Origin of the sequence: Variovorax sp. V118 (genome assembly GCF_041154445.1) — a bacterium.
GTDB classification, from domain to species: Bacteria; Pseudomonadota; Gammaproteobacteria; order Burkholderiales; family Burkholderiaceae_C; genus Variovorax; species Variovorax boronicumulans.
Map to the genome: position 1 here is coordinate 4,781,386 of NZ_AP028663.1, position 17,695 is coordinate 4,799,080.

Genomic DNA, 17,695 nt, shown 5'->3' on the forward strand with positions numbered 1-17,695 from the left:
CAATGACTGCTTCCGACGATCGATCCTTGCAATTTTCAACGAGAGCTCTGCGCGACGGGGTGATGCGCTCCGAGTTTCAGGAGCATTCGGAGTCCCTGTTCCTGTCTTCGAGCTACATCTTCGAGAGTGCGGAAAGCATCGCGCGGCAGGCTGCAAACTCGGAAAAGGGCTTCTACTACTCGCGGTTTTCCAACCCCACGGTATCGATGTTCCAGGAGCGGCTCGCTTCACTGGAAGGGGCGCAAGCCTGCATTGCGACCGCATCGGGCATGAGCGCGATCCTGACCCTGCTGCTCTCGACGCTCAAGACAGGCGATCACGTCATCGCCTCCCAGAGCTTGTTCGGCTCGACCATCCAGATGCTCTCCGCTTTTCTTCCGAGAGTGGGGGTCGAAACGACGTTCGTGCCCCTGACGGACGTTTCCGCCTGGCAGCAGGCCATCCAAGGCAACACGAAGCTCCTGTTTCTCGAGACCCCGTCGAATCCATTAATGGAGATCGGCGATATCCAGGCGATTGCGAACGTCGCTCACGAAAAGGGCGTGTTGCTCGTGGTGGACAACACCTTCTGCTCGCCCGCCATTCAAAACCCGATCCGCCTGGGCGCCGATGTTGTCATCCACTCGGCCACCAAATTGATCGATGGACAGGGGCGCGTGCTGGGTGGAGCCATATTGGGCCGGGACAAATTCATCAAGGAAACGATATTTCCTTTTGTCCGCCTGACCGGTCCGACGCTTTCGGCATTCAACGCCTGGGTTCTGCTCAAAGGCCTCGAAACCCTGCAGATCAGATTGAATCGCCAATCCGAAAGCGCGCTGGAACTCGCCCGATGGCTGGAAACGATTCCAGAGGTCGATCGCGTGTTCTATCCGGGACTTCCATCGCACCCGCAACACCTTCTGGCCGGCGAGCAGCAACGCTCCGGCGGATCCGTGGTCTCCTTTCAAGTCCGGGGTCACACACCGGAAGCACAGCGGAATACGGCCTGGAGCATCATGGATCGAGCCCGGCTTTTTTCCAGGACGGCCAATCTCGGCGATGTGAAATCGACCATCCTGCATCCGGCCTCGACCATCCATTCGCGCATCACCCCGAACGAGCGGGCGCTGGCGGGAATCACCGAAGGCCTGGTCCGGCTGTCGATCGGCCTGGAGGACCCCATCGACCTGAAGTCCGACCTTCTCAGAGGGCTGAATGGTTGACTTTCTTCAATCCCAATCAACGGAAGACGAATCATGAGTCTGGAGATCCAACCTCGCCGAATCGAAGCCGCCGCCAAGGAAAAGTCGATGCGGGAATTCGGGGAGTCGTTCATCAATGCGCTGCCGAAGCACATCGACGCCTTGCAGATACCAGGGCGCAAGATCTCGGCCGATTTCAACGCGCCACCGAAAAATGTCCGCATCGAAGAAATATCCGAGATTCAGGAGGCGATGCAGGAGGTGCTGCACCATCCGACGACACGGCAGGCCGAGATTCATGCCGAAAGCACGTTCAAGGCATTTCTGGAAAAAGAGGTCGTGGATGCCGGCTTGCTGAAATTTTTCAACGGCTGGTACAACACCCACAAGACCACGAGCCTGGTTTCGGCAAAGATCATCATGCGCCTGTCGGCGGATGCCATCTCCATCCCCGCCGAACAGCAACCCGGATATCACGGCGCGATGGCGCACATGCACGAGGTCGCCAAGGACGACTTCGGACTCGGGCACAAGGGGCACGACGGGATGTACGGCTACCTGACCGCGGCGCTCGACGCCGAAGACTGGGTGGACATCCGGTACGAAGTTCCGGAGTGCAATGAGTTTTCGGAATTTCTCTACGACGCGGGTGTCGCCGAGCACAAATCCCCATTGAATTCCTCACGCCACAACGAATCGATCCTCCACGCGATGATGATTTCGGTGGCCTCGGAAACCTGGAACGGGCGTGAGTTCAATTTCATCGCGCAGCACATCGAGGACAAGCTGCTCTCCTCCAATCCGGACCTTCTCGAGGATGCAACGAGCTTGCGCAATGCCAAAGGCTATGTGATCGGCCATGCAGGAGAGGTGGAGAACAAGCACGGCCTGCATGCCCTGGCCGCGGCGCAGCTTTTTTCTCGCACCCGGGGCGTCGAGTTCGACAGCCGGCGCCTGCAGGAAGTCATGCTCGATTACAACGCCCGTGTCGGCAAGGCCTTCGGTGCGCTGCACCGGTCCTTGACGACGCGCCATTGAGATTGGGGATGCCGCGGCCCACCGGGCGACGGACGCCACCAAGCTCAGCAGGCTGGCTTTCGCATCGCTGCCTGCGTACTCGGCGGCCTTCTTACTGCATGATCCAGCCGTGACTCACGACCAGCGACTGGCTCGTGAGCACATTGGTCGGGAAGCCCGCGAACAGTAGCGCGACGCGTGCCACGTCCTCGGTGGTCGTGAACTCGCCATCCACCGTTTCCTTGAGCATCACGTTCTTGATGACTTCCTGCTCGCCGATGCCCAGCGTCTTGGCCTGCTCGGGGATCGGCTTCTCGATCAGCGGCGTGCGTACGAAACCCGGGCAGATCACGCTGCCGCCGCGGCCTTGCGCGTACATGTGCTTGAGACAGGCCTTGGTTGCGGGGAAGGCGCCGTCGAGGTGGATCGGTTGGTATTGCTGGACTGTAGCGGTTTCGTGAGGCTTTGAAACTCCGTGCGGCCCATGCGCTCTGCCGAACCTTGATCACGACGAGTCTTGAACTTTTTGGATTCGCCGCCGCGTACTGCAGCCGTGGAGCTTGAGTGTCTGCATCAAGATGCACGAGGTTTACTCACTTTAAGACTTGGCCGAGATCTGCCCTCTTCACAGCCAATGCCCTTTCGGCCGCGCCCAAGTGCCGTACAACGTACGCAGCTCGGCCAATCTACAATGCCATCTGGATAGGTACTATCGAACAGCAAGTCGGTATGCCGCGTGCGGCTGCGGAGCCTATTTTTCGTCGCGCCGAAGCATGACAAGATCGATATACCCGTTTGAGGTTTGACTCTCCCTGTGGACCTTTTTCAGGGTGAACCCCTCGCCTCCTCCATCGCGCTCCCATCCCAGGGCGAGGTGATGGAATGCCGCATCGCCAAGACTGAGCTTGCTCGCATCAACAGCAAAGGTCGCACCTGGGCTCTGCATGGAGAGCAGATCTTGAAAACTCATAGCACACCATAACAGGCCGAATGCGAAGTGTCGAGTTAACTAGCCACGTACGTTTTTCTGAATCTTGTCGATGATGCCGAAACACTACTTAGCGGACATACCCGCTACTGCGCAACGCGTGCCTCAAAGGGAACTGGAGAAAGTGGCTTTCGGGAGACTGCATGCGCTGGCGTCGGCGAATGGCAGTCGAGTTTCGTGTGTGCCAGATTGCGGTTGACTCACGTCAAACGCTATTGACATGAGTCAGCTTGCGGTGCACTCGATTCGGCCGCCAGACCAAATCTTGGCACACCCGCGATACAAGAGTGATCAAAAAGCCCCCGCATCCGACTACAGTCAACCAGTAGTAGACGTCCGAAGATGACCTCAAAAGCACGAGCGTACTACCGCACTTGGAGCATAGATGAAGGCACTCTCCGTTGAGATTTTGCGTATGGTTGACAGCAGCTTCCCTAACTGGGTCGAGTGCCGCTTGATTGATGCACAGGGGGACGCGCATTTGTTCGTGGAGAAGGCCCCAATCGTTGTGCGCGCAGCGCTTGTCGGTGACGGCTGCTATCCGCGCTCTGGCGAAATAGCCTGCGAAGTCCAGTCCGAATGGAAAGATACGGCCAACCGTTCGTTTGTCAGAATCGATACAACGAGGCCAGACGGAGTGGAGTCCATCGCCGGTTTGAGCGAGTTCGTCATCCATGCTTCGCAGCTCATTGACGTGCCTTGAGACAAGATGCGGTCAAGAACGGTCGTTAAGATTTGTGAGCGGACCTGACCTGTCCGAGGCTGTAATGCATGACTGGGTCGAGCGGGAGCAACAACCCCTTCGGAACTTGAACGGCAGTCGTGATCAGAGTCTCGTCAACTGCCATGCGAAGACGAATGACATTGTTCAAACCGGGCCCCGTGCGCGCCTGATCATCCACGACGGGACGGCCAGTGCCGTCAACCAAGTCGACGCCCACGACGTGGCCGACAAGTACATGGTCAGCTTCTTCAGCCATCTCGGCCAAGGACATTTGCAACGGAAGACTTGCAAGGACGGCGAAAGGGACCATTTCTGCCAGCAACAAAAGAAAGCGTTTCATCAAGCGTCCGATCACTCCCAGAGCTCCATGAACATCTGGTTCCACCCGAGAGTGCGCCAGCCACGGCGATATCCGCAGGCGGTCGAGTCGTTGTCGTAAAGTGGGTGTTGCAAAACCTGGCTTCAGCGATAGTTTGAAAGGCGCGTTGGATTGCCGGCCTTGAGCACTTGGCCTCTGAATCTGACGTGCCAATCAGGACCAAATTCTTTGTGTGCGTGTATATGGAAACCGCCTTCTACGGGAGCGATATCAAGAGGCAGCAGGTTATCGGTGGGTTGCGCAAGAAGCTCAACCTCGTCGCCAGGTTCAAGAACAACCTCCTCGGGAACCATTTCAAGATACAGCGTCATCGTGGCGACGGTTTCGTTCTTGAATTTCCCAACGATTGGATAGGTTTCTGGTGTCATGGCAAGGGTCCGATCTCGGCGAGCAGCGAAAGTCTAGTCTCCGCCGCCACAAACTGCCGGCCTATGGAGATGGGGCAGCCATGCACTTGTCATTGCCCCCCGAGATAGGTGAAGCGCCAATCCGAATAGGTATTCGCTTGGTGCTCAATCGTCACAACGCCTCTTGGCAGCGCCGCGCGAATGGGGCGTTCCTTCGAGGCACTGGCCACCCCCCAGATACCGCCCTGCGGTGCAATCAGCGGCACCAGCGCCTGCCCCGTCATCGGATCCGGATAGAGCTGACGCAGGTAGCGCCTGGTGACCAGGTGCCGGGCATCTTTCAAAAGATCCCCCAGATGGTCGGGATACCGATGTCGTCGCGTGCCAGCATGCCGCATCCCTCGATGTCCTGAGTGCCGAAAGTGCATATTTAACGTGAACGCACAGTTATCGACATATTGCCATTGCCGCGACCGCTTATCGCCGAGATCGACTCCTCGAATTGAACCCTGTATATGGCCTTCCAGTCCATCTGGACCAATCGACGGCCTCTAGCCTGCAGACTAGACTTCGGCTTTCGGCGGCAAGAGCCGACGTTCAGCGCCTCAGCGAAGTTCGCTAGGAGGCGGTGGGCAATTTCCTCGCGGTAGCGAGGTAGGCGCACTTGCACAGCAGTGTTGGACCGCTCTTGTGCAGTACGATTTTGAGGTACAGATTCAATTCAGCCATGGAAGGTTCTTGCACATGACCGTTCAGCTTCGAATCGTTCGCCCAGTCCGCTCCGTGGAACGCTCGCTAGCCATGTATTGCGATGGCCTTGGCCTGCGTGAACTTGACAGGTTTTTGGACCACCAAGGGTTTGCTGCTGCAATAGTCGGGTTTCCTGGCTTGCCCTACCATTTCGCGTTCACGCATTGCAGCGACCACCCGGTAATCCCGGCTCCCACAGTGGAGGACCTCACCGTCTTCTATATGCCGGACCCTGCAGAATGGCAGCGCTCATCCGAAGCCATGCTCACCGCCGGTTTCACCGAGGTCTCGTCCTTTAATCCGTATTGGCAACGCCGCGGTCGCACGTTTGCAGACCTAGATGGCTACCGCGTTGTGCTCCAGCAGGCAGCGTGGGGAGCGCAATGACGTGTGCTGAAGCGCTCGCGAACGTGTGGAGCGAACTAGGGCCTGTTAACACAACCGCAAGCCATCAGCGATGAGAGCGAAGCTGATGAAGGCGGTGAACATGACGTCCAGCTTGTCGAATCGGGAGAAGATGCGCCGATAGCCCTTGAGCCGACGGAACAAGCGCTCGACTTCGTTGCGGCGCTTGTACATGGCGCGGTCGTATTCCCACGGCTCGACGCGGGTGCGCAGTGGCGGGACGACCGGGATAAAGCCCAAGTCGAGCGCAAGCTGCCGAGTCTCGTTGCCTTCATAGGCGCGATCCATGAGCAGATGCAGTGGCCGATTCGGCGCGCCCAAGCGCCTCAACAACTCGCGACCTTCGGGTGCATCGTGCGCTTGACCCGGCGACAACGAGAACGTTACGGCCGTGCGCGCGTCCGCGGCGAGAAGGTGGATCTTGGTGTTCCATCCGCCGCGGGACTTGCCGATAGCTTGCGGACCGTTTTTTTTCGAGCGCCTGTGCCATCGGGATGCACCTTGACGCTGGTGCTGTCCAACGACACGGCTTCGATCTTGATCTGCACCACTTGCGCGAGCTGTAGCCGCGCGAAGGCTCTGTCCAGGACGCCAGACTTGGCCCAGCGATTCATGCGCGTGTAGATGGTGTGCCAGTTGCCGAACCGCTTGGGCAGGCCTCGCCACTTGCACCCATGCTCGGCGACGTACAAGATGGCATTGAGTACCTGCAAGTTCGACAAGCTGACATTGCCTCGCTGAGTCGGCAAGCAGTCCTCGATCTGCTCAAACTGCGCTCGTGTGATCTCCATGCCACCAATGTCGCTCGAACACGCGGTGCGCGCAATTAGTAACAGGCCCTAGTCACAGAAACGCAGGCTGTAGTTGCGTTTCACCACGCTCAGTCAACCCTCCAGTCGTTCCGACCGAATACCAACAGGCAACTGCTGTCAAAGAGTGAGAGGCTGGGTGGCGGCACGCCGGTCCCGCCACCTGCGCCGTGCCCGTGCCCGTGCCCGTGCCCGTGCCCGTGCCGTCGATACGCGGTAGCGCGTTGAACTGGAAAGACCCGGCCGGCACTTGGCCGCATTACTAGCGGATGGTTGCAGCGGAGTTCGCGAAAGCATGTCAGGCCGTCCTTGCGGTTGCCGTTGACCCGGAGCCCGTAGGGGCGAATGCGCTGGAATCCCTTCGGCTGGTCGTGTTGGATCCTTGTTTTTCGGGATGGCGACCTATCCAGCGTCGAGCATCACCAAGTCGGCATGGTGACCGACCTTGAGCACGCTGCAGCCGCACATATCGAAGCTGCGTGTTGCGAGGCCCATTCTGTATCGCCTTCTTGCCGATTCAGGGTCTTCCCCGATGCCTAATTTTTAGCGCGCCCGGCGCGAAAAACGATGCTTGGAAGCAACGCGGTGGGCTCCTAACATTCGCTCCCGCTGGCCCTTCAACGTGACGAAGACAACACGCAGGGTCACGCTCTCCGCTCCCAATTCTTCTACAAGGGAATCCGCCATGGCCAATCTCCGGGACCCCGGTCGCCGAAGCCTTCTCAAGACCTCGCTCGTTGCCGGGGGCCTCTCGTTCGGCAGCATGCTGTCGTTCGACACCTTCGCGCAGGGCAAGGCGCGCATCAACATGCAGCTCGGCTGGATCCCCAGCATCAACCAGATCGGCGAGGTAGTGGCCAAGCGGCTGGGCTTCTACGAGCAGGAAGGCATCGAGTTCGCCATCCAGCCCGGTGGACCGAACATCGATGGCGTGGCCATCGTGGCTTCTGGCCGCTATGAGGTGGGCCAGGTTTCGTCCAGCCCCTCGGTAATGTTGGCCGTCTCGCAGGGCCTGCCGATCAAGTGCTTCGCTGTCGGCGCCCAGAAGCATCCGTTCACCTTCTTCTCACTGGCCAAGAATCCCGTGCGCAAACCCGCCGACCTGATCGGCAAGAAGGTCGGCATCCCCTCAACCGCGGCCATCCTGCTGCGCGCCCTGCTGGCGAAGAACAAGATCGCCGAGAAGGACGTCACCATCATCACGGTCGGCTCCGACATGGTGCCGCTGCTGACCGGCCAAGTCGACGTCGTCACAGGCTGGCTCACCAGCACGACCGCACTCAAGGCACTAGGCCCGGACCGTGTCGACCTGACGTTGTGGGATGGGGGCGTGCAACTCTATGCGCTGCCCTACTATGCCTCGACCAAGACACTCGAGTCCCAGCCGAAGCTCATCGAAGCCTTCTTGCGTGCGACCTCGCGCGGCTGGCAGCATGCGAAGACCAACCGCGACCAATCGGTCGACCTCCTGGTGAAAGAGTATCCGAATCTCAAACGCGAGGACGAGCGTGCCGCGGTCGACACCATGCTCGAATATGCCTTCGGCGGCCTCGCGCAAACTCAGGGATGGGGCACCATGGATCCCGCTATCTGGCAGGCGCAGATCTCGATGTATTCGGAACTGCGCCAGTTCACCGCACGAACGCCGAAAGTGGACGACGTCATCTGGCTTGATGGGCTGAAGTCGACCACCGCCGACCGTATGAAGGTCTGACGCCATGACTGCCGTACTGAACGCCGCTGCGGCGATCTCGTGCCGCGATATCGGCATGCGCTTCTTCACCGAGCGCCGCGATGTCACCGCGATCAAAAGCCTGGACCTAGACGTTGCGCAGGGCGAATTCCTGACACTGCTGGGCCCGTCGGGCTGCGGAAAGTCGACCTTCCTGCGTGTGGTGGCAGACCTGCTGGAGCCGAACCGCGGAAAGATCGAGGTGCTCTCCACTTCACCGCAGGCCGCGCGCAAGAACCGCGACATCGGCTTCGTTTTCCAGGACGCGGCGCTGCTGCCATGGCGCACGGCGCTGCAGAATGTCCAGCTGCCGCTGCAGGTAGGCGGTGGCGCCAGCCGCAAGGGCCGCCGTTCTCCGCAAGAACTTCTGGAACTGGTCGGCCTCAAGGACCGGGCGCACGCCTGGCCTCACGAGATGTCAGGTGGGCAGCGCCAGCGCGTGTCGATCGCACGCGCGCTAGCCAGCGATCCGAAAATCCTGCTGATGGACGAGCCCTTCGGCGCGCTCGACGAAATCACGCGCGACCGGCTCAATGAGGAGATCCGCCGCGTCTGGAAAGACACCGGCGTGACGATCCTGTTCGTCACGCACAGCATCCATGAGGCTGCCTTCCTTGGCCAGCGCGTACTGATGCTCGCAGCCAACCCCGGCCGTGTCCGCGAGATCGTGCCGGTGAATCTGCCGGAAAACCGCACCCTGGATATCCGTGAAACACCCGAGTTCGTCCGGCTCACGGCCCACCTGCGGCGCGTGCTGGAAACCTGCTGAGGCTTACATGACTACCAGTTCCATCGATACGCCGGTGCCCGGCCTTGCAGTGACGCCGGCCGACGCCGAATACATCGCGTGGGCGGCCGCCCGCCGCCGCCGCCTGTGGCGCCGTCGCATCCTACCGGCACTCGGTATCGGCGGGCTCATCGTGCTGTGGTGGGCCGTCATCGTTCTTTTCGATGTCAAGCCTTTCATCGCACCCACGCCATGGGCGGTTGTCGAGACGCTCTACGCCAAGCGCGCTATTCTGCTGGACAACCTGATTCCGACCGCGCTCGAAGCAGCCGGCGGTTTCCTGATCGGCAACCTGGCGGCCATGGCGGTCGCCACGGTGTTCGTCCACAACAAGACGCTGCAGGACATCTTCTTCCCTGTCGTGCTGATGTTCAATGCAGTCCCGCTGGTGGCCAAGGCTCCGGTCCTTGTGCTGATCATGGGCAACGGCATGGAGCCGAAGATCACCATCGCGGCACTGGTGTGCTTCTTCCCGACGCTCGTGAACATGGTGCGCGGCCTCGAATCGGTGAATCCGCAAGCCATGGAACTGATGCGCGTGCTGTCCGCAAGCAAGATGGAGATTTTCTTCCGCCTGCGGCTGTTGAACGCTCTGCCCTACCTGTTCTCGGCCCTTCGCATCGCAGCCTCGATGAGCGTGATTGGCGCGGTAGTGGGCGAGTGGGTAGGGGCCACAGTGGGCATCGGCGCCATGATCTTGCAGGCCACCTTCAACTTTGATTCGCCACTGCTCTATGCCGCGATCGTAATGAGCGCCACTCTGTCGGGCCTGTTCTTCTTACTCGTGGCCTTGGCCGAGCGCTGGATCATCCGCTGGCAGCCCGACGGTCACCACTGAAACCCTCGGGGCCTCGCTCCGAGCGACGCCCCACCTCTCAAAACTTCACTAGGAGATTCCTATGAGCCGTATTGGCGACTGGATGCATGAACCTGCGCACGACATTCGCGTCGCAGCCGAATCGGATGTCGTAGTGGTCGGTGGCGGTCCTGCCGGCCAGGCCGCGGCCCTCGCTGCCGCGCGCAACGGTGCGAGCGTCACCTTGCTGGAACGCTACAACCATCTCGGAGGTCTCGCCTCGGGCGGCATGGTGCTGGTGCTGGACGACATGTGGGACAACCACCAGAGGGAAATTTCGGTGCGCGGCATCTGCCTCGAAATAATCGAGCGCATGGCCGAACGTGGCTTGGCCGAATATCCCAAGCAGAAGGACTGGGGCGTCTTGCCCGAGTCGGTGCGTCGCTGGAAGCGCTGGGGCACCTTCGACTTCCACAGCAAGGAAAAGCCGCACCCGATCTGCTTCGCCGCAGCCTTTGATCCAGACGCCTTCAAGCGCGCCTCTCTCGAAATGGTGCAACAGGCCGGGATCAACTTGCGCCTGCACTCCTGGTTCTCGCGCACGCTTGTGGAAGAGGGCCAGGTTAAGGGCGTAGTGGTCGAATCCAAGAGCGGGCGCGAAGCCATCCTGGGCAAAGTGGTGATCGACGCCACGGGTGACCTGGACGTGGCAGCTTCCGCCGGCGCGCCGCACATCAGCGGTGCCTACATCGTGACTACGGTATTTCGCCTCGGCGGTGTCGATACCAACGAAGCCGAGTGCTTCGAGCATGAGGAGCCGGAAGCTTTCGCGACGATCGACCGCGAGGTCAAGCACATCCTGGGCGGCGCCTGGGATTCGTGGTGGCTCAAGACGCCGCTACCCGGCGTGGTGTGGTGCAACTGCCCGCACATGGCAGGCCTGGACGGCCTGAAGGTGGCCGACCTGACCCGCGCCGAGGTGCAAGGGCGCGCCACCATCCACAAGGTGATCGAATTTATCCGCGCCAAGCTGCCGGGCTTCAAGGACTGCTATCTGATCGACCTGGCGCCGCAGACCGGTATCCGCCAGACGCGCCTTCTCGAAGGCGAGTACGTGATGACCAAGGACGATGTCGCCAACCGCGTGCGCTTCGAGGACAGCGTGGCACGCGGTCGCGACTACTACTACCCGTACCGCACCCTGGTGCCGCGCAGCGTGGACAACCTGCTGGTAGCCGGTCGCCACTACTCCTCGACCTCAGCCGCGCAGAAGGTCTCCCGAGAAATCCCGCCCTGCATGGCAATGGGGGAAGCCACCGGTACAGCCGCTGCGCTCTCGCTGGACACCAACGTGTCGGTGCGCAACGTCGACATCGGGAAGCTGCAGCGCGCACTACGCGCCCAGGGCGCCGACCCTGGCGAACAAGAGGGTCCCAATGCCGACATCCCTACCATCGCCCGCTCGTTCGCGGAGGCAGCATGAACACGCTTCCTCTGCACGGCATCCGCGTGATCGACTTCACGCAGGTCATGATGGGGCCAGTCTGCACACAAATGCTGGCAGACCACGGAGCCGACGTGATCAAAATCGAGCGCAAAGGTGCTGGAGACCTGAGCCGCTCAACTTTTGCACCGGTCGCCGGTGACGACAACCCGATCTTCTGTAGCCTGAATCGGAACAAGCGCAGTGTCGAGATCGACCTGCGCGACCCGGCACAGGTAGATTTGGTCAAGGCGCTTATCGCCGATGCCGATGTAGTCACCAACAACTTTCGTGCCGGTGTGATGGAGCGCCTTGGCCTAGGATATCAGGATTGCAAGAAGATAAATCCGCGCATTATCTATGCGGTGGGCACCGGCTTTGGAGAGACTGGCCCCTACGCTCACAAGGGGGGGCAGGACGTGTTGGCGCAGGCTCTGACCGGCGTCATGGCGCGCCGTGCAGACGACTCCGCGCCGATCTCAATCTACCCAACCGCGTTGGCTGACTACACGGCTGGCATGCACATGGTGCAAGGCATCTTGTTCGCGCTACTGCAGCGCGAACGTACCGGCGAAGGCCAGAAGATCTCTGTCTCGCTCTACGACTCGATGCTGTCTATGCAGATGCAGGAAGCTGCGATGATCATGATGGAGGATTCGGAAGTCAACTGGGCCGCCATGCCCCTGTCTGGCGTCTTCGATACGCAGAACGGTGCGCTGGTGCTGGTCGGCGCGTTCAAGACACATCCGTTGCGCAACATCTGCACAGCGCTGGAGATCGATGACCTCTCGCAGGATGAGCGCTTCGTCGATCTAGCAGCGCAGTTCAGGCACAAAGCCGAACTGCATGCGATCTTCAGGGAGCGCTTTGCGAGCAGCACGCGCGAATACTGGCTGGCGCGCCTTGAGGAACAGGATCTGCTTTCGGCACCGGTACACAATATGCGCGAGGCCCTCGTCGATCCACAGACTCTGCACAACGAGATGATCCTCGAAGGCGACGACTCGGCTAACCGCCCGCTCAGGTTCATCGCGAGCCCGATCCGCATGTCCGATACTCGCGCGGGCCTGCGACGGGAGCCGCCGAAACTGGGTCAGCACACGGAAGAGCTGCTGGCCGAAGCGCGGACTCTAATCGAAGAGGCAGGAGCATGAGCGTTCTCTTCGACGTCACGAACCACGTGGCCACGATCACGATTGATCGTCCCGAGGTTTTGAATGCAGTCGACCTCGCTACCGAGGCCGAACTAGTTGGCATCTGGAACGAAATTGAGCGGAACAACGACATCCGCGTCGTGGTGCTGACCGGCGCTGGCGAGCGTTCCTTTTGCGCCGGCGCGGACCTGAAGAACACATCGAACCTCAAGGGTGTCGACTACTGGGCGGCCTCGCGATCGGGCGGCTTCGGTGGCATCGCGCTGCGCGAAACACTCAACGTTCCAGTGATCGCAAGAGTTAATGGTTTCGCGCTGGGAGGTGGCTTCGAAATGGTGCTGGGCTGCGACCTCGTCGTAGCCTGTGAGGAAGCCAGCTTCGGATTGCCCGAACCGCTGGTGGGGCGCCTGCCCCTGGACGGCGGCATGTTGCTGCTGCAGCGCCAAATCCCGTACCGCCAAGCCATGGGCATGATGCTCACAGGACAACGGGTCAACGCCAGCCGTGCACTGGAGATGGGCCTGATCAACGAAGTCGTTCCACGCGTCGAACTCGACGGTGCCGTCGATCGCTGGGTGCAACAGATCTTGGCATGCGCTCCGCTGTCGCTCAAAGCTCTCAAGCAGGTGGTTCGCCTTACGAGCACGATGTCGCCTGCGCAGGCTCACTGCACGCGACTGCCGGCGCTGGTGACGGCGCTGCAATCCGAAGATTCAAATGAAGGTGTGCTGGCCTTCCAGCAGAAGCGGAAGCCTCGGTGGCAAGGCCGCTAGAACGCAACACCATTTCACGAATATTTCTTTCATGGCCCATGTCATCACCACGGCCTGCATCGACTGCAAGGACGGTGCCTGCGTCCTGTGCTGTCCAGTCGATTGCATCTACGAGGGTACCCGTACTCTGTACATTCACCCAGATGAATGCATCGATTGCGGCGTTTGTGTCTCTGCCTGCCCCACCCAGGCGATCTATGAGGAGTTTCGGCTACCGCTCGGGCTGCGCCACTACGCGGCGATCAACCGCGAGTTTTTTGGAATCGAAGTCAGCGCACTGGGATCGCCGGGTGGTGCCGATGGAAGGCGTATGGCCTGCGACCATCCGTACATCGTGCAGGAAGCGCCGAGCACCCGGATGGTGGGATGATGCTGCTGCTTTCCGGAGGGCAGGCTGATGCACGCCATCGTCCTGAAGTACTTCATCGAAGTGGCAAGCGCCGGTTCGGTGCGCAAGGCCTCCGAGCGCCTCTATGTCGCTGCGAGTGCCGTCAACCGCCAGATCCACAAACTCGAGGACGAATTGGGCGTCGAGTTATTCGATCGCCTGCCCAATGGCCTGCGTCTCAACGCCGCCGGCGAACGGCTACTCAAGCACGCGCAGGAAACCCTGCACCAGTTCCAGGTGATGCGCACGGAGATCGATGCACTCAAGGGCGAACGGACGGGCCACGTCAAAGTCGCGGCGATGGACTCGTTCTTCGAGGAACTCCTGCCATCGGCGGTCGAGGAGTTCTTGCAGATTTTTCCAGCGGTCACATACACCATCACCTCGACTCAACCGATGGAGATCCCCCAGCTCGTGATGTCGGGCCAGGCCGACGTGGGACTCACCTTCGTAAGCCGACTGCCCGGCGGCGTAGAGTCGATCGCCACTGCCAACCTGCCGATCGGCTTGGTCATGCCGCCGGGACATCCGCTGTCGAAGCACGCGAGTGTTTCGTTGAGGGAGTGCGCCAAGTATCCATTCCTGCGCTCGAACTCGCACCCAGTACTAAGCGCCTCGCTGTCCGCCGAGTTCGCCGCCTTCTGGGACGACATGGAGCCGGCCGCGACCTGCAATTCCACCCCCCTTCTCAAACGCCTGATCATGGGCGGCAAGGGAATTTCGTGCTTCTCGAAGATTGCATTCATCGAGGAACTCAGAAACGGGGATCTGCTCTGGCGGCCGTTCGAACTTCCAGCGCTGGCCAAGTTGCAGGTGGGCATCCTGGTGCCAACACAACGCGCCTTGCCACTTGTCACGCAGAACTTCGCCGGCCGCATGGCGCGGCGGCTTACTCAACTTGAGATCACTGCCGCCGCACTCTGAGCGAACACGCTGCGGCGGTCTCTTCCATCCCTTCCCCCAAGAGAATCGACATGAGCAATCTGAAGAACAAGGCAGTCCTGCTTACAGGCGCCAGTACAGGCATTGGTGCCGCCGTGGCGCGCGCGCTGGGCAAAGAGGGCGCGCGTGTTGCCGTGCACTATCGCGTCAGTCTCGAGGAGGCCAAAGCGGTCGCGCACGATGTCGAAGTCGCCGGCGGCCAAGCCATCGTGGTCCAAGCCGATGTGAGCGATTCCGTCGCGGTCGATCGGATGGTTGGCACCGTCCACGAGACTTTCGGTCGCATCGACGTGTTGATCAACAACGCAGGCGGCTTCGTTAAGCGCTCGCCCATCGTCGATGCTGACGACGACTACATCGACGCGGTGTTTCGCCTCAACGCCCGATCCGTGGTCGCGGTCAGCCGGCGCGTGATCCCCTTGATGGCGGCAAACGGCGGTGGCGCCATCATCAACGTAACGACCCAGGCGGCGCGCACCGGCGGCGGCCCAGGCGCCGGGCTATACGCTGCCAGCAAGGGGTTTGTCTCAACCATCACGCGCACCATGGCCAAGGAACTGGTGAAGGAAAATATCCGCGTCAATGCCGTGGCGCCAGGCGTGATCGAGACACCATTTCATGACGGACACTCCAGCCCCGACGTGCTGAAGAACTTCGCGAACGCAATACCGATGGGCCGACTAGGGACGGCCGAAGAATGCGTCGGTGCCTTTCTTTTTCTCGCTAACGAGGCCACCAGCGGCTACATCACCGGTCAGATCATTGAAGTCAACGGCGGCCAGGTGATGCCATGACGGCCAGGCCGCGCTATCGGGGCATCTTCCCGGTCGTGCCGACAACCTTCACCGAAACGGGCCAACTCGACCTCACAAGCCAGAGGCGCTGCATCGACTTCATGATCAACGCGGGCGTTGTTGCATAACCCCGCGGGAGTGGTCCCCGATCGTGGTTAGGCTAGGCTAGACAGATGAGCAAGCCACCGCGGGCGAAGTACCGCACGACGAACTGGAGTGAGTACAACGCGGCGCTCAAGCGCAGGGGATCCTTGATGGTTTGGCTCGATGCCAACCTTCAATGGCTGGCTCCTGCCAGTGGTCGCTCAGGCCGGCCCGCTGTGTTCAGCGATGCTGCGATCCAGTTCTGCCTGACCTTGAAGTGCATGTTCGGGCTGGGCCTGCGCCAGGCGACGGGCCTGGCCGAGAGCCTGATCAAGTTGGCCCACTTGGACTGAGCCGTGCCCGACTACAGCACCTTGTCGCGGCGTCAGAAGACATTGAGTGTGGCCATTGCCACGCGCCGCAGCAGCGCGGGCCTACACCTGCTGATCGACAGCACCGGCGTGAAGATGCTGGGCGAAGGCGAATGGAAGACGAAGAAGCACGGTGCCGACTACCGCCGGCAGTGGCGCAAGGTGCACCTGGGCATCGATGCGCAGACGCTGGAGATCCGCGCCATCGAAATCACGGACAACGCCATTGGCGATGCGCCGATGCTGCCGGAGTTGCTGGCGCAGATTCCTGCGGACGAACAACTGCATTCGGTGAGCGCCGATGGTGCTTATGACACCAAAGCGTGCCACGAGGCCATTGCCAGCCGGCAGGCCGCGGCGATCATCCCCACACGCAAGAACGCCAAGCCTTGGGCGGATGGCAAAGCTGGGGCGCAGGCAAGAAACGAAATCCTGAGGGCGACACGCAAGCTTGGTCGTTCAATCTGGAAGAAGTGGAGCGGCTATCACCGCCGCAGCCTGGTGGAGACCAAGATGGGGTGCTTCAAGAGACTGGGCGAGCGCGTGATGGCACGGGACTTCCAGAGGCAGGTGACCGAGCTACAGGTACGGGCATCGATCCTCAACAGGTTCACCAGTCTGGGAACGCCTGAGACTGTGCGCGTGGCATAGCTGCGTCTGGGGTAAGGGGAGGCTCGCCCTGAATTCGGGTTATGCAACAGCGCCCTCCGACGTAAGCAACGCACTCCACGAGGTTGAGGGCGGCCAGCAGCAGGAACTTCTCGGCATCAGTTCTCACGCGCAGCAGGTCGTGCTGGCCAAGGTGGCCGTACACGAACGCCAACAAGTAGCGCTCGGGGTGGCCGAGGCAGGAGTTCGTGATCATCTGCGCAACGAGGTCTGGCGGCACGCCCTCGGTGAACTGCATCGTCGCCGTCAGCCGCTGCAAGCAGGTTTCCTGGACGTCTTCAGAGATCGTTGGCACGGCGTGCCCGCAGTGCTTCATGGCCTGGAAGGCGACCAGCAGAACGTGGATCGGCACCTCAAGCTGCAGCATGTCGACCCCGTAGCGCGGCAACACGAGGATGGAGGCCAGCAGGTTGGGCTGCTGGACGTAGATTTCGTCAGCCAGCTCAACCTTTTGTTGCGCGCTCATGCGGTCGACGTCGATGTTCGCCCGGACCATCACGGCCTGCGTGAGCAAGGTCATGGTCGCGCGTCGGACGCTGGCTGCCATCGGTGCGGCAGCAAGTCCTCGATTTGGCTGGCGCGCTGCGTCGGCAGGCGCTGCAACACGTCGCGCAGGTAGGCCCAGGGGTCATGGCCGTTCAGGCGCGCCGACTGCACCAGGCTCATCACGATGGCCGCGCGCTGGCCAGCGAGTTCACTGCCCACGAACATCCATGCCTTTCTTTTATGTGGATCTCCACATAAGCGACAGAACTGGCTGTTCGCCGGCAGCCTGCGACCGAGCACGCGCGCCATCGCGAGCAACGGCGTGACACCAATGCCGCCAGCGATCAGCACATGATGACCGGCCGCAGCGCTGAGAGGAAAGAAGTTGTCCGGCTGAGCGACACTGACGGACGCGCCGATCACCATTTGCTCGTGCAAGGCGATGGACCCTCCCCTGCCGGCGCTCTCCTTCAGCACGGCAATCAGGTACCGCGAACGATTCGCAGGATCACCGCACAGCGAGTAGGCGCGGGTCACGCCTGCCCCGGTCTTCACACTGACATGGGCGCCGGCCGTGTAGGCCGGAAGTTCCGCGCCGGCCTCACTCCGAAATTCAAACTGGCAGATGTCTTC

19 protein-coding genes and 4 pseudogenes are annotated in these 17,695 nt (G+C 60.9%); 16 read left to right on the forward strand and 7 right to left on the reverse strand.

Annotation, left to right across the window (positions count from 1 at the left end; all coding sequences use genetic code 11):
• Window positions 1–2: 2 nt before the first annotated feature.
• Both ACAM52_RS22240 and ACAM52_RS22245 read left to right on the forward strand, forming a co-directional pair.
• Window positions 3–1,205, forward strand: coding sequence for an O-succinylhomoserine sulfhydrylase (locus ACAM52_RS22240; protein WP_369631458.1), 1,203 nt, complete (start codon window positions 3–5; stop codon window positions 1,203–1,205).
• Window positions 1,206–1,238: 33 nt separating this feature from the next.
• Complete coding sequence (locus ACAM52_RS22245; protein ID WP_369631457.1) at window positions 1,239–2,222, forward strand: hypothetical protein; 984 nt, start codon at window positions 1,239–1,241, stop codon at window positions 2,220–2,222.
• Window positions 2,223–2,313: 91 nt separating this feature from the next.
• Here ACAM52_RS22245 and ACAM52_RS22250 read toward each other — a convergent pair.
• Both ACAM52_RS22250 and ACAM52_RS22255 read right to left on the reverse strand, forming a co-directional pair.
• Window positions 2,314–2,628: pseudogene (locus tag ACAM52_RS22250) on the reverse strand (3-hydroxybutyrate dehydrogenase); the annotation flags it as partial.
• 324 nt (window positions 2,629–2,952) lie between these two features.
• Window positions 2,953–3,171 carry a hypothetical protein gene (locus ACAM52_RS22255; RefSeq protein ID WP_369631456.1) on the reverse strand — a complete coding sequence of 73 codons (219 nt, stop codon included), beginning with the start codon at window positions 3,169–3,171 and terminating at the stop codon, window positions 2,953–2,955.
• Window positions 3,172–3,574: 403 nt separating this feature from the next.
• Between ACAM52_RS22255 and ACAM52_RS22260 the strand changes: the two genes are divergently transcribed.
• Both ACAM52_RS22260 and ACAM52_RS22265 read left to right on the forward strand, forming a co-directional pair.
• Complete coding sequence (locus tag ACAM52_RS22260; protein WP_369631455.1) at window positions 3,575–3,892, forward strand: hypothetical protein; 318 nt, start codon at window positions 3,575–3,577, stop codon at window positions 3,890–3,892.
• A gap of 64 nt (window positions 3,893–3,956) precedes the next feature.
• A complete protein-coding gene (locus ACAM52_RS22265) occupies window positions 3,957–4,352 on the forward strand; it encodes a hypothetical protein (protein WP_369631454.1) in 396 nt (131 codons plus the stop codon).
• Window positions 4,353–4,375: 23 nt separating this feature from the next.
• Here ACAM52_RS22265 and ACAM52_RS22270 read toward each other — a convergent pair whose 3' ends face one another.
• Both ACAM52_RS22270 and ACAM52_RS22275 read right to left on the reverse strand, forming a co-directional pair.
• Window positions 4,376–4,660, reverse strand: coding sequence for a hypothetical protein (locus tag ACAM52_RS22270; RefSeq protein ID WP_369631453.1), 285 nt, complete (start codon window positions 4,658–4,660; stop codon window positions 4,376–4,378).
• Window positions 4,661–4,749: 89 nt separating this feature from the next.
• Window positions 4,750–5,037, reverse strand: coding sequence for a hypothetical protein (locus tag ACAM52_RS22275; RefSeq protein ID WP_369631452.1), 288 nt, complete (start codon window positions 5,035–5,037; stop codon window positions 4,750–4,752).
• A gap of 346 nt (window positions 5,038–5,383) precedes the next feature.
• Between ACAM52_RS22275 and ACAM52_RS22280 the strand changes: the two genes are divergently transcribed.
• Window positions 5,384–5,776, forward strand: coding sequence for a VOC family protein (locus tag ACAM52_RS22280; protein WP_369631451.1), 393 nt, complete (start codon window positions 5,384–5,386; stop codon window positions 5,774–5,776).
• Window positions 5,777–5,821: 45 nt separating this feature from the next.
• On the opposite strand, the gene ACAM52_RS22285 is transcribed toward ACAM52_RS22280, so the two are convergent.
• A protein-coding gene (locus ACAM52_RS22285; RefSeq protein WP_369631450.1) for an IS5 family transposase occupies window positions 5,822–6,585 on the reverse strand; the annotation gives its coding sequence in 2 pieces (ribosomal slippage) (window positions 5,822–6,270 and window positions 6,270–6,585; 765 coding nt in all).
• Between the two features lie 703 nt (window positions 6,586–7,288).
• Between ACAM52_RS22285 and ACAM52_RS22290 the strand changes: the two genes are divergently transcribed.
• From ACAM52_RS22290 to ACAM52_RS22340, 11 genes and pseudogenes are all read left to right on the forward strand, one after another.
• Window positions 7,289–8,317, forward strand: coding sequence for an ABC transporter substrate-binding protein (locus ACAM52_RS22290; RefSeq protein WP_369631449.1), 1,029 nt, complete (start codon window positions 7,289–7,291; stop codon window positions 8,315–8,317).
• Window positions 8,318–8,321: 4 nt separating this feature from the next.
• Window positions 8,322–9,104, forward strand: a complete 783-nt coding sequence (locus tag ACAM52_RS22295; protein WP_369631448.1) for an ABC transporter ATP-binding protein — start codon at window positions 8,322–8,324, stop codon at window positions 9,102–9,104.
• A 7-nt stretch (window positions 9,105–9,111) separates the two neighbouring features.
• Window positions 9,112–9,960, forward strand: coding sequence for an ABC transporter permease (locus ACAM52_RS22300; protein WP_369631447.1), 849 nt, complete (start codon window positions 9,112–9,114; stop codon window positions 9,958–9,960).
• 61 nt (window positions 9,961–10,021) lie between these two features.
• Window positions 10,022–11,401: an FAD-dependent oxidoreductase gene (locus tag ACAM52_RS22305; protein WP_369631446.1), complete on the forward strand. Its 1,380-nt coding sequence runs from the start codon at window positions 10,022–10,024 to the stop codon at window positions 11,399–11,401.
• Window positions 11,398–12,555, forward strand: a complete 1,158-nt coding sequence (locus ACAM52_RS22310; RefSeq protein ID WP_369631445.1) for a CaiB/BaiF CoA transferase family protein — start codon at window positions 11,398–11,400, stop codon at window positions 12,553–12,555. Before ACAM52_RS22305 ends, ACAM52_RS22310 begins: the two co-directional genes overlap by 4 nt.
• Window positions 12,552–13,328, forward strand: a complete 777-nt coding sequence (locus tag ACAM52_RS22315) for an enoyl-CoA hydratase-related protein (RefSeq protein WP_369631444.1) — start codon at window positions 12,552–12,554, stop codon at window positions 13,326–13,328. The genes ACAM52_RS22310 and ACAM52_RS22315 overlap by 4 nt, the downstream gene beginning before the upstream one ends.
• Window positions 13,329–13,359: 31 nt before the next feature.
• Window positions 13,360–13,698 carry a ferredoxin family protein gene (locus ACAM52_RS22320; RefSeq protein WP_369631443.1) on the forward strand — a complete coding sequence of 113 codons (339 nt, stop codon included), beginning with the start codon at window positions 13,360–13,362 and terminating at the stop codon, window positions 13,696–13,698.
• 27 nt (window positions 13,699–13,725) lie between these two features.
• Window positions 13,726–14,640 (forward strand): LysR family transcriptional regulator, encoded by a 915-nt coding sequence (locus ACAM52_RS22325; RefSeq protein ID WP_369631442.1) that lies wholly within the window; start codon window positions 13,726–13,728, stop codon window positions 14,638–14,640.
• A gap of 50 nt (window positions 14,641–14,690) precedes the next feature.
• Window positions 14,691–15,452, forward strand: coding sequence for an SDR family NAD(P)-dependent oxidoreductase (locus ACAM52_RS22330; protein WP_369631441.1), 762 nt, complete (start codon window positions 14,691–14,693; stop codon window positions 15,450–15,452).
• A pseudogene (locus tag ACAM52_RS22335) lies at window positions 15,449–15,568 on the forward strand (dihydrodipicolinate synthase family protein); the annotation flags it as partial. The gene ACAM52_RS22330 and the pseudogene ACAM52_RS22335, both read left to right, overlap by 4 nt.
• 57 nt (window positions 15,569–15,625) lie before the next feature.
• A pseudogene (locus ACAM52_RS22340) lies at window positions 15,626–16,558 on the forward strand (IS5 family transposase).
• Here the strand turns inward: ACAM52_RS22340 and ACAM52_RS22345 are convergent.
• Both ACAM52_RS22345 and ACAM52_RS22350 read right to left on the reverse strand, forming a co-directional pair.
• Window positions 16,518–17,096, reverse strand: a complete 579-nt coding sequence (locus tag ACAM52_RS22345) for a hypothetical protein (RefSeq protein ID WP_369631440.1) — start codon at window positions 17,094–17,096, stop codon at window positions 16,518–16,520. The pseudogene ACAM52_RS22340 and the gene ACAM52_RS22345 sit on opposite strands and share 41 nt — an antisense overlap.
• A pseudogene (locus ACAM52_RS22350) lies at window positions 17,093–17,290 on the reverse strand (transposase domain-containing protein); the annotation flags it as partial. The pseudogene ACAM52_RS22350 and the gene ACAM52_RS22345, both read right to left, overlap by 4 nt.
• Window positions 17,291–17,695 lie beyond the last annotated feature (405 nt).